Below are 356 nucleotides of genomic sequence, written 5' to 3'. Positions count from 1 at the left end.
CTTGTCTGCCGAGCTGACCGTCGAGGCACAGGTCCGCGTCTGGGTGATCAATCACCCCTTGACCCCAGAGCAAGTGGATTGCGCCACCACCGTGATGCTTAAGGTACTGGATGGTAAATGCAAAATGCCCCGACATGAAAAAGTGCGAATGAGCTGGCTTTACGATGCCGTCAAACACCAGCCCGGCGAGTTGCTGGGGGGTGATACGCACGCGCTGATCGTACGCGCTCGCCAGTGTCTGTATCGGGCCAGAGTGCAATCCCAGGCAGCCGAATTGCCGGATGAATCGTTGGCAGAGCTGGACCCGTCACTGACTCTGGCCGTTTACGAGCGGCGCTTGTTGGCAGAAACCCGGC

The 356-nt window shown here is 59.0% G+C and carries 1 protein-coding gene; it reads left to right on the top strand.

The window, feature by feature from the left end; all coding sequences use genetic code 11:
• The coding region (locus Q4563_RS17390) for a hypothetical protein (RefSeq protein ID WP_303605392.1) at window positions 1-356 on the top strand (356 nt) is incomplete at both ends.

This window comes from Gilvimarinus sp. 1_MG-2023, from assembly GCF_030548285.1.
The sequence above is the reverse complement of the archived record's forward strand: the minus strand, read 5'-3'. Positions and strand labels throughout refer to the sequence as shown.